Here is a 369-nt window from a genome sequence, read left to right as displayed (position 1 = left end):
ATAAAAAAGTAGCGCTGCCAGCCTCCACCATTCGCAAAAAGACTGAATGCGGCACCGGTGTTCCATAGGTGCACCCAGTTAAAGAATGGGGTCACCGAAACATACTCGCCATAGGCCATTGATTGCTGCACCAGCCACTTTACAGCCTGATCAGACGCTGCCAGCAGGCCCGATATGGACAATAGGGCATACGGCGAGAGCTTTTTGCCAATAATGAGCATTATTTAACCCTTCAACGCCAAAATGCGTCTGGCACCGTTAAGTACAATGCCCCCCGCGATGGTGCCGATAATCAGATCCGGATAATTGGAACCGGTCCACGCGACCAGGGCGCCGGCGGTGATGACCCCCAGGTTGATCACCACGTCG

Annotated in this window: 1 protein-coding gene and 1 pseudogene; both read right to left on the bottom strand. The window is 53.7% G+C overall.

Going from position 1 to position 369, the window contains the following annotated elements:
- The coding region (locus tag CNQ84_RS20255) for a signal peptidase II (RefSeq protein WP_174704275.1) at nucleotides 1-221 on the bottom strand (221 nt) is incomplete at its 3' end.
- A 3-nt stretch (nucleotides 222-224) separates the two neighbouring features.
- Nucleotides 225-369 (bottom strand): annotated as a pseudogene (locus CNQ84_RS20570) (cation transporter); the annotation flags it as partial.

The organism is Pseudomonas abyssi (genome assembly GCF_002307495.1).
In the GTDB taxonomy this organism is placed as follows: domain Bacteria; phylum Pseudomonadota; class Gammaproteobacteria; order Pseudomonadales; family Pseudomonadaceae; genus Halopseudomonas; species Halopseudomonas abyssi.
This window is presented reverse-complemented; position numbering and strand designations above follow the sequence as displayed.